Origin of the sequence: Streptomyces sp. HNM0645, assembly GCF_030056615.1 — a bacterium.
Taxonomy (GTDB): domain Bacteria; phylum Actinomycetota; class Actinomycetes; order Streptomycetales; family Streptomycetaceae; genus Streptomyces; species Streptomyces marianii.
In genome coordinates this window covers 1-7,891 of record NZ_JASHLT010000090.1, presented here as the reverse complement: position 1 = coordinate 7,891, position 7,891 = coordinate 1, and the positions used below count along the sequence as shown (strand labels likewise).

General features: G+C 69.3%; 11 protein-coding genes and 1 pseudogene. 4 read left to right on the top strand and 8 right to left on the bottom strand.

Annotated elements, in window-relative coordinates; translation table 11 throughout:
- The first annotated feature begins 434 nt into the window (after positions 1-434).
- Positions 435-1,229, top strand: a complete 795-nt coding sequence (locus tag QMZ92_RS35170) for an IS5 family transposase (protein WP_283301913.1) — start codon at positions 435-437, stop codon at positions 1,227-1,229.
- Here QMZ92_RS35170 and QMZ92_RS35165 read toward each other — a convergent pair.
- From QMZ92_RS35165 to QMZ92_RS35150, 4 genes are all read right to left on the bottom strand, one after another.
- Positions 1,127-1,705: a hypothetical protein gene (locus QMZ92_RS35165; RefSeq protein WP_283301911.1), complete on the bottom strand. Its 579-nt coding sequence runs from the start codon at positions 1,703-1,705 to the stop codon at positions 1,127-1,129. The genes QMZ92_RS35170 and QMZ92_RS35165 overlap by 103 nt on opposite strands.
- Before the next feature lie 144 nt (positions 1,706-1,849).
- A complete protein-coding gene (locus QMZ92_RS35160) occupies positions 1,850-2,710 on the bottom strand; it encodes a helix-turn-helix domain-containing protein (RefSeq protein WP_283301909.1) in 861 nt (286 codons plus the stop codon).
- Positions 2,710-3,009 carry a hypothetical protein gene (locus QMZ92_RS35155; protein WP_283301907.1) on the bottom strand — a complete coding sequence of 100 codons (300 nt, stop codon included), beginning with the start codon at positions 3,007-3,009 and terminating at the stop codon, positions 2,710-2,712. Before QMZ92_RS35155 ends, QMZ92_RS35160 begins: the two co-directional genes overlap by 1 nt.
- Before the next feature lie 479 nt (positions 3,010-3,488).
- Positions 3,489-3,788, bottom strand: coding sequence for a hypothetical protein (locus tag QMZ92_RS35150; RefSeq protein WP_283301905.1), 300 nt, complete (start codon positions 3,786-3,788; stop codon positions 3,489-3,491).
- Here QMZ92_RS35150 and QMZ92_RS35145 point away from each other — a divergent pair.
- Entirely contained in the window at positions 3,787-4,515 is a 729-nt protein-coding gene (locus QMZ92_RS35145) for a hypothetical protein (protein ID WP_283301902.1), read from the top strand. The genes QMZ92_RS35150 and QMZ92_RS35145 overlap by 2 nt on opposite strands.
- 24 nt (positions 4,516-4,539) lie before the next feature.
- On the opposite strand, the gene QMZ92_RS35140 is transcribed toward QMZ92_RS35145, so the two are convergent.
- Positions 4,540-4,875 (bottom strand): hypothetical protein, encoded by a 336-nt coding sequence (locus QMZ92_RS35140; protein WP_283301900.1) that lies wholly within the window; start codon positions 4,873-4,875, stop codon positions 4,540-4,542.
- A 21-nt stretch (positions 4,876-4,896) separates the two neighbouring features.
- Between QMZ92_RS35140 and QMZ92_RS35135 the strand changes: the two genes are divergently transcribed.
- The gene (locus QMZ92_RS35135; RefSeq protein ID WP_502962216.1) at positions 4,897-5,427 is read left to right on the top strand and encodes an ATP-binding cassette domain-containing protein; all 531 of its coding nucleotides are present in this window, start codon (positions 4,897-4,899) and stop codon (positions 5,425-5,427) included.
- 63 nt (positions 5,428-5,490) lie between these two features.
- Here the strand turns inward: QMZ92_RS35135 and QMZ92_RS35130 are convergent, their stop codons facing one another.
- The 3 genes and pseudogenes from QMZ92_RS35130 to QMZ92_RS35120 all read right to left on the bottom strand — a co-directional run bounded on the left by QMZ92_RS35130 (position 5,491) and on the right by QMZ92_RS35120 (position 7,121).
- Positions 5,491-5,835, bottom strand: a complete 345-nt coding sequence (locus tag QMZ92_RS35130) for a helix-turn-helix domain-containing protein (protein ID WP_283301899.1) — start codon at positions 5,833-5,835, stop codon at positions 5,491-5,493.
- A gap of 542 nt (positions 5,836-6,377) precedes the next feature.
- Positions 6,378-6,702, bottom strand: a pseudogene (locus QMZ92_RS35125) (type III effector protein); the annotation flags it as partial.
- 251 nt (positions 6,703-6,953) lie between these two features.
- Positions 6,954-7,121: a hypothetical protein gene (locus QMZ92_RS35120; RefSeq protein ID WP_283301896.1), complete on the bottom strand. Its 168-nt coding sequence runs from the start codon at positions 7,119-7,121 to the stop codon at positions 6,954-6,956.
- Positions 7,122-7,232: 111 nt separating this feature from the next.
- Between QMZ92_RS35120 and QMZ92_RS35115 the strand changes: the two genes are divergently transcribed.
- Entirely contained in the window at positions 7,233-7,568 is a 336-nt protein-coding gene (locus QMZ92_RS35115) for a hypothetical protein (RefSeq protein WP_283301893.1), read from the top strand.
- The last annotated feature ends 323 nt before the right edge of the window (positions 7,569-7,891 follow it).

Here is a 7,891-nt window from a genome sequence, read left to right as displayed (position 1 = left end):
CGCCTCGCCCTCGGACGCTCCGGCAGGGACACTCATACACAGCGGCCGTTCCTCGATGCTTCGTTGCTCGACACCTCGAAGCGTGAAGAACGGCCGCCTCCGCTGTCCCGGAAAGAACCGCAGATCAGCAGGTCGGGTGACCCGCGCGGTTAAACGCCAAGCTCAGAAGCCGTATCTCAACCGGTCATGGAACGTGTGGGTCGAACAGGTTTCCCGTCGGGGTGATCTTCCCGTTGTGCGCGTATGAAGACAGGGCCTCTCGGTAGCTCGGGGATGCGAATCTGACCGAGCAGCGCCGGGAGGCCCTGGTGTCGTTGTTGTACGCGTCCGAGCCCGTTCAGTTCAACTCGGCTGCTCCATCGTGTGATTGCCTCGCGCATGTGTACGGCAACGCGGCCGACCATCCGGACCGGGAACGCCGGTATCCCTCCGACATGACGGACGCGGAATGGGCGGCCGTCCGGCCTTTGCTGCCGGTGCCGGCCTGGCTGAAGGGCCGGGGCGGGCAGCCCGAGGGCTACTGCCACCGCCAGCTGCTGGACGCGATCCGCTACCTGGTCGCGGGCGGGATCTCCTGGCGGGCGATGCCCGCGGACTTCCCCGACTGGGGCCGGGTCTACGCCTTCTTCCGCCGCTGGCGCGAGCACGGGCTGATCACGGAGTTCCACGACCGGCTGCGCGGACGGGTGCGTGAGCGGGAGGGCCGTGAGGCGGAGCCGACGGCCGGGATCATCGATGCGCAGTCGGTGAAGGCCGCGGCCTCGGTGCCGTCCGTCTCACGCGGCTACGACGGCGGGAAGAAGGTGGGCGGCCGCAAGCGGCACATCGTGACCGACTGCCTCGGCCTGCTCCTGGTCGTCGCGGTGACTGCCGCGAACATCGGCGACCGGGATGCTGCGACGGGCCTGCTGACCCGGCTGCGCCGCCTGCACCGTGACATCTGCCTGGTCTGGGCCGACGGCGGCTACACCGGCGGCCTCGTCGACTGGTGCCGGGACAAACTCGCCCTGACTTTGGAGATCGTCAAGCGCACCGACGACATGACGGGATTCGTGGTGCTGCCCAGGCGCTGGGTGGCAGAGCGCACGTTCGCGTGGCTGATGCATTCGCGCCGACTGGCCCGGGACTACGAGACGTTGCCGGCCGGCAGCGAGGCGATGATCCGGTGGTCGATGGTCACGCGGATGAGCCGTCGCCTGGCACGGCCACAGGCCGCCGGCCGGCACTGAAAGGCCCCCGACGCCTCCTGCACGAGCCACCCGCGCTCCGCCAGGCGCCTGGCCTTCGAGCGCACCCCCTCGACCTTCGCCGACGTCGTCTGAAGGCCCAGCCCCACCGCGATTTCCCTGGCCTTGAGCGGTCCCTGGCCCGCCGGCTGCCGCTCACCGAGCACGCCCAGGATCCGCTGGTAGTCCGGCGCCAGCACCGTCACCGGCAAGCCTTCGCGCCAAGGCGGCACGATCGACCCCGGCACCGGCGCGGGCGCGGGCACGATTTCCTGCTCCGCCTCGGTCACGGCAGTCGTCTCGGCCGCGGACACGGCCAGGGCCTCGACCAGCTCCTCCCGCGCGATCACCCGCCGGTCCAACTCGATCTCGGCGGCCTCCAACACCGCAGCCAACCGGGCGACTTCCTCCCGAAGCCCCTCCACCCGCACACGGGCCGCTGTCTCCCGCTCCTCCAGCATTCCCAGAACCGACGCCATCGCGCACCCCTTGCTCATGGAGCGGAAACAAGACGCCGGATCCCTCCCTCATTCGGAGCTACACCACGCCTGACCAGCAGAAATCAAGCGATCACGTTCGGTTGAGATACGGCTTCTCACTCCAGGCCGTCCCCCCGCGGCGACTCAGAAGCCGTACGTGAGTATCGACATGACCTGGACGAAGACGACGAGCAGGGTGCTGAAAAGGCCAACCAGGGTCTCCAGACGGATCTCGCTGCGGATGCCGCGCAGCCACAGGTAGAGGCGGCGCAGGAGTCCCTCCGCCTCGCCCGCGAGCTCGCTGCGGTAGGCCTGGGAGATCCTCAGGCGGGTTGCGGTGTGGTGCCAGTCCTGGATGCTGGACGGCTCGGCGTCGCAGCCGACCAGGAAGGCGTGGAGGCGCTCGGTGTCGGGGATCTCGTCGCCGTCGTCCCCGAGCATGGTGCGCATGTCGAACTTGCGGATGGTGTAGCCCTTACTCCGGGCGCGGCCCTTGATCTCATCGAGGTCCCGTGTGCCTTTGAGCTCCTTGAGCAGTGAGCAGAACTCGTCTGGCGTGATGCACAGCGCGAGTGAGGTGCGCATCGCGTCCAGACTGATCTGCCGGGACGGGGCGGCCTGCTGCTGGCGCTCGACCTCCTCGCGCACGAGCTGGGCGACGGTCTTGCGGCGCCGCTGCCCCGGGGCGCGGGCGGGGGACGCGGCGGGGGGCGATGTATCGGAGTTCCGGGCCTCGTCGGCGACGCTCGCGGCCGTCCACAGCTCCTGCCAGACCCCCTCTTCCCGGGGGTCCTCGCAGCCGCGGAAGTAGGCGCGGGTCACATCCCAGGTGGGCATCTTCTTGCCCGAGGCCGCCTGCGAGAGCGAGGCCGTGGAGTAGTGCGTGCGGTCGGCGAGCTGCTTGTAGGAGATGCCGGCGGCGTCCTTCGCGTCGCGCAGCTGCGTCGCCAGCGCCCTCAGCTGGGGGAGGGCGTCGGCGGGGATCGGCTTCACCTGGGCGGCCATCAGCAGGCCTCCCTGGTGGCCGTCTTGGCCGTGGTGGGCCAGAACGCGGCGGCCGTGGCCGCGACGTTGATGCCCATGGAGACGGCGTCGGCCGGCTCCATGCCCACGGCGACCGCGACCGCCGTGGAGGCGGTGCCGGCCGCCGAGTACAGCCCGATGCGGGCGGCGGCGTGGCGCCGGACCGCGTCGGCGAGACGGCTGCCGGTACGGTGGCACGCGTCCACGAGCGCGCGGCCGTACTGTTTCGGCGTGGGGAGGGGCAGGCAGATCCCGCCCGGACGGTGAATGCGCAGTTCCACGACTGGCGCGTCCTTTCAAGGACGCAGGGCCCCATGCCATCGGCATAGGTACCAGACCCACAGGGCCCTGCTGGGTGACCTCGGACGTGTCCCGCGGCGGGAGCGCCAACTCCCGTGACTCCAGCGGAACATCATTCATCCTCGCCCACGAAGCGCTCCGTGTACAGCGCGTGATGTTCACCGTTCCCACGGATGGTCAAGAGCGTTTAAGTGCGCCGGTAATCACCGGCACGCGAAAGAATCACCGCAGCTCAGAGCCTTGTAAGGGATTCCTAACAAGCCATACAGGCCATTACCATGGCACGGAAGCTGCTTACGGGTAATTATGAGCAGCACGCAGTCCTCACAGACTGCGATCCGCGGCGATTGTCCTTTTGACCTCGGACGACGCTGGTGTACAGGGTGTTCTGCGCCAACAGGGCGCCCGCCGAGGCCCCCGTGCTTATGCCCGGGGGCCTCTTGGTGTCCGCGGCCGTCCGTCAGCCGCGGCGGGACCACCAGCGCCGCCGCTCGCTCGGCTCCTGGCCCTCCTGCTGCTCGGCGGTGTCCCGTGGCGCGGGCGGGCTGGCCGGTGCGGGCGCCGGGACGGCCGGGGCGCTGGCGACGGGATGGGCGGGCTGGGGGATGGCGGGCCGCTCGGGCGCGCGCATCAGAGCCTTGAGCGCCTGTTGGAGGTCGGCGATGTGCTCGGCGCGTTCCTCGAGGCGCTCGCGCAGGTTGCGGGCCTCGTTCTCGGCGAGCATGCGCGCGGTGCGCTCCTCGGCGAGCGCCGCGTGCATGCTCGGCGACCTCGCTGGCACCGGCCGCCGGGGCGGGGGTCTCGTCCTGGGCGGGCATCGGGTCCGGTGGTGTCGGGGCGTTGAGCCGGAAGCCGGCGGCGAGCAGGTCTTCGACCGGGATCAGGTATCCGCCCTTGCCGTCCTCGACCGCGCCGGGCAGTGCGCCTGCCTCGCGCTGCTCGGTGGCTGGTGTGCCGTCCGGCAGTGCCTCCTCCGCGCTGCCCGGCTGCTATACCGGAGCCGGGGTGGGGGGTTCCTGGGCTGCCTGCTCACCGTCCCACTCGGGCAGTACCACGAAGACGCCGGAACCTGGTGGATGTTCGGCGGAGGCCCGGCGCATACGCTCTCGCCATTCGGGGCTGGGCCATTGTGTGGCTGCATCCCAGCGGATACCTGCGAGATCGACTGCTTCGACGTCGGCGTCGGACAGGTCAGTGCCGGTGAAATCGGTAGCCGCCGCGACCAGAGCCCCCCGCGCCGCATCGATGTCGTGAGCGAGGGCGATGGCGCAGTCGCGGGCGAGAGCGCTGCCGATGTCGAGGGTGATGTCGCCGACAGCGGCTCCCTGGCCGCGCACCGCCTTCTGATCCGTCCCACCTCATCGGCCGGGGGCGTCTTCCCGGTGCCGCACGCCGCCACGACCGAGGCGCGGAGCCCGTTGGCGGGGGATTCTTTTCGGTGGTGTGTCCAGGGCGCTTACGGTGGCTTCTACTGCCAGGGTCTTTGAGAAGTGATCTTGTGTCCGGTTTTGTCAGGTCAGTCCGAGGGTGGTGAGAGGCCGCAGGCGGTCGCGGCCGGTGTGGCGGAGGGCGGCGGCGATGGTGGTGTGGCCGTCCTGACGGTGGACGCCGATGGCGAGGTTGCGCAGGCCGGCCATGACGCGGGGCAGGTGGCGGGTGCGGATTCTGGAGGCGTCCTCGCGGAAGGTGCAGTCCCGGACGTGGTGGAGCTGGTTCTCGATGTGCCAGTGGCCGCGGATCCAGGCGGCGAGTTCGCTGCCGGTGGCCGCGCCGGGCGGCAGGCTCGTGACCAGGTAGACCCGCTCGATGGTCACCTTGCCGTTGCCCAGATCCCGTCTCCAGCGCACGACTTGGAGGGCCTGGCGAGCGTGGGGATAGTCGATGTGGGCGAACGCGGCGGTCTTCAGCCGGCGGACCCCGACGCCACCGAGGCCGAAATACGACGCGTCGTCGAACTCGCCCAGCTCGACGACGTCGTACGCCGCCTGCACGGCGGACTGTCCGGCCTGCTCGGCGACCGCGGCAACACTCTCTCCGGAGGCGAACGCCAGCGCATCGCCATCGCCCGCGCCCTGCTCGCCCGCCCCCAACTCCTCCTGCTCGACGAGCCGACGTCCCACCTTGACGCCATCAACGAATCCGCGCTCACCACGGTGATGAAGGACGTCGTCCAGGAATGCGCCCTGCTGGTGATCGCACACCGGCTCTCCACCGTCCAGCACGCCGACCAGATCGTCGTACTGGACAACGGCCGCGCCACCGCCATCGGACGTCACGAGGAACTGCTCACCAACAACCCCACCTACCGCGAACTGGCCGCCGGACAGATGCTCCGCCCAGCCGCCGCCCTGCCCACCCCTGTGACGACCGCCCGACCACACTCGCACAACCAGACATAAGCCGGAAGGGCGCGGCTCTCCTGAAGTGAGCTCGGTTGCTCACTTCAGGATCGGCGTGCTGATTCAGGCTGAGTTCTTCGACTGCGACTCGCGGCCTTGTGTACGCAGTTGCTCGTTGATACGCCGGGCTTCTTCGAGCTGGTCTTCGAGGATGACGATGCGGCAGGCGGACTCGATGGGGGTGCCCTGGTCGACGAGTTCGCGGGCGCGGGCGGCGATGCGCAGCTGGTAGCGAGAATAGCGGCGGTGGCCGCCTTCGGAGCGCAGCGGGGTGATCAGGAGGTGTTCGCCGAGGGCGCGGAGGAAGGCGGGGGTGGTGCCGAGCATCTCGGCGGCCCGGCCCATGGTGTACGCGGGGTAGTCGTCATCGTCGAGGTTATCGACGGGACGGGAACTGGCAGGGGGCATAGACCTCTTCTTTCAGGGGACACGTCGGGGGGCCCGGATGCCGTACGGCATCCGGGCCCCGAGCTTTCAACACCATCTACCGGCGAACTGCGCCAGCCTTCTTTGTCCGCAGGTTCCGCCTGGGAGGGCGGGGCTGCGGGGATCGCGGATGCGTGACCGGGGACCACCTTCCAATCCGGGGCCTGCGGTACCCGGGCGGACTTGTTCCTCGCCCGGGCGATCCTGATGGCGTCTGCTCCTTTACTTTCGGCTACTCGGTCGTACTGCTGGATAACGCGGGTACTGCTCGCAGCCCCCGTGGGGCGTCCTGTTCGACCTGCATGCGCGGCAGTTCATCTCTGCCGTGCCCATCTCGACTTCCTGGGTACACCGAAAAAATAACCCCGTAACGAGCCAATGTCTACTGTGACCGCGACAGATTTTCTTCAGTTTCGATGCGTGTGTTGCCGGTGGCGTAACCCCGTGGACGATCTGCCGCCGGACTTCGAGGGCACCCGGGGCGGAGGCTGACTGGGCTGTTGCGGGGCGCCGGGCGGGGGGCAGGGGGGAGTGAGGGTGTCGAGCCGGGCGGCGAGGTCGGGGTGGGTGGTGGCCAGGTGGGGGCTGGTGGCGGTCAGGGGGGGCGATGAGGTCGGCGGGGTCGTTGTGGGCGAGGGCCGCGTGGAGCTCATTGAGCGTGCTGCGGGCGGCGGGGGGAAGGTCGGTGAGGGCGGTGATCTGGCCGGCGAGGCGGCGCAGGTCGGCCGCATGGCGGCGGGCCCAGATGGCGGTGTTGCGGTCGGCGGCGCGGGCCTGGCGGGTGGCGGTGACGCGCTGTTCGCCGGTGGTTCCGGCGGGTCCGGGGCGGCCGCGCAGGTAGCGGCGCTCGGTTTGAAGTGGAGGAAGGCCGCCATCGAGGCATTCACCACCGACAACGTCAAGAAGGACGAGCGCCAGGAAACCAGCGGCACCACGCACGATGCGCTGGTGCACGGCGCGACGCTTGTCACTCGGCCGGGTTAGTCTTCCCCTCGGCCCGCGCCAGCATGGAGTGTGCGGGACAGGCCCCGGTCCCCGGGTGACCGGGACGCAGTACGGCCGGGGCCGCCCCCAACTCTTCGAGCGTTTTCTCCGCTGCGTTACGGTTCGCCGGAAGTATCCCACTGCTCGGTGAAGGCACGGAGCCGGCAGCGCTGGTGTTCTTCTTCCGCGAGGCGTTCGGCGAGAACGGTGTCGTCGATGTAGTCGGCGACGGCGGCCAGGACCAGGCGCTGGAGCTCGGCCGGGTCGAGGGCCTCGACTTCCACTGGACAGGCTGCGTTCGATCGAGCCCGTGCTGTTCGGCGAAGGCGGGCCAGCGCGGGTCGCCCGCCTTCCCGACGGCTGCGGTCAGGTCGCGTTCGCGGACCTGGTCGTCGGTGAGCAGGACGCGCTCCACGTGGCTCCAGCACCCGGTCCGCGCGACGAAGTCCCGCTCGATATCGGAGCCGGATGCGTCGTTCCAGCCCGCGCCCGAGATGGTCATGCTGACCGGTGACCGGTCGATGACGGCCGCGCAGGACGCTGACTACCCCGACCGTGGGCCCGACGACATCGCCCTCGGCGGGCTGCTGCACCTGGTTGCCGCTCTCTCCTACGCCAAGGTCGGGCAGAAGGGCAGCGCCGAAAATGTCCGCTTCATCAGCTGTTGCGGTAGCCCCCGAAGGCTTGGATTCGTGCAGGTCAGGCGTAGCCGCCGTGGATGCTCAAGTTAACCTCGGAATTCTTGATCACCTGTTGCCGTGCTGGTGGTGACGGTGTGAAGGTTCTGTCACGGCCGTGGGAGACCAACTGCGGTCTACGCGGGGGCAGGGCCATTGCGCGATTGGGATTGGTCCGGTTCGCCGGTCTCGTGAGTGACGTGGCGTCATGTCCTTGGTGCGGCATGGGAGCCCGGAGAGCAGAGCAGGCACGGTGCTGGTGATCATGTGGTTGTCGAGACCCATGAGAACCGAGCGAGACCGTGCCTGCCCGAACATCATCGCCCATCCCTTCCGCACTTGAGCAACTGGGCTCCCCGACTGATCCCCTCACCTCA

What these genes read in the sequence shown, in the direction of transcription:
- QMZ92_RS35170 (WP_283301913.1), top strand. Translation starts at nt 435, where the DNA reads ATGACGGACGCGGAATGGGCGGCCGTCCGGCCTTTGCTGCCGGTGCCG.
- QMZ92_RS35165 (WP_283301911.1), bottom strand. Translation starts at nt 1,705, where the DNA reads ATGGCGTCGGTTCTGGGAATGCTGGAGGAGCGGGAGACAGCGGCCCGT.
- QMZ92_RS35160 (WP_283301909.1), bottom strand. Translation starts at nt 2,710, where the DNA reads ATGGCCGCCCAGGTGAAGCCGATCCCCGCCGACGCCCTCCCCCAGCTG.
- QMZ92_RS35145 (WP_283301902.1), top strand. Translation starts at nt 3,787, where the DNA reads ATGCTCGGCGACCTCGCTGGCACCGGCCGCCGGGGCGGGGGTCTCGTC.
- QMZ92_RS35150 (WP_283301905.1), bottom strand. Translation starts at nt 3,788, where the DNA reads ATGCACGCGGCGCTCGCCGAGGAGCGCACCGCGCGCATGCTCGCCGAG.
- QMZ92_RS35130 (WP_283301899.1), bottom strand. Translation starts at nt 5,835, where the DNA reads ATGCCCCCTGCCAGTTCCCGTCCCGTCGATAACCTCGACGATGACGAC.